This window comes from Bradyrhizobium algeriense (genome assembly GCF_003062295.1).
Classification (GTDB): domain Bacteria; phylum Pseudomonadota; class Alphaproteobacteria; order Rhizobiales; family Xanthobacteraceae; genus Bradyrhizobium; species Bradyrhizobium algeriense.
In genome coordinates this window covers 1-429 of the sequence record NZ_PYCN01000292.1, presented here as the reverse complement: position 1 = coordinate 429, position 429 = coordinate 1, and the positions used below count along the sequence as shown (strand labels likewise).

Here is a 429-nt window from a genome sequence, read left to right as displayed (position 1 = left end):
CGCACGACCTCGGCCTCGGCCTCATCGACGATGAGCTGGCCAGCGGCCCCCTCATGGCGCGGCAGATAGCGGTAGCCGTAAGGCGCCCGAGCGCCGATGAACTGGCCGGCCCGGGTCTTTTGCAGCTTGCCGCGCCGAAACCGCTCGCTCAGCAGAGCGCGCTCGTATTCGGCGACAGCTCCTTGGATTTGGAGCAGGAGTTGGTCTCCCGGATCATCGGAGATGGCGCGGTTGAGAAACTCCACCGCGCACCCTGCTCGCCGGAATTCCTCGAGCAACAGCACCTGATAGGCATAGCGGCGGGCCAGCCGGTCGGGGGCGAGAACGCCGACGACATCAATCTCCCCGTCGCGAACGGCATCGCGCAGGGCGTCCAGCCCAGGTCTGTCGAGACGCGAGCCGCTGTAGCCTTCGTCCCGAAACACATGG

Annotated in this window: 1 protein-coding gene; it reads right to left on the bottom strand. The window is 66.7% G+C overall.

Annotated elements, in window-relative coordinates; genetic code table 11:
* The coding region (locus C7G61_RS43565; RefSeq protein ID WP_145963879.1) for a recombinase family protein at positions 1–429 on the bottom strand (429 nt) is incomplete at both ends.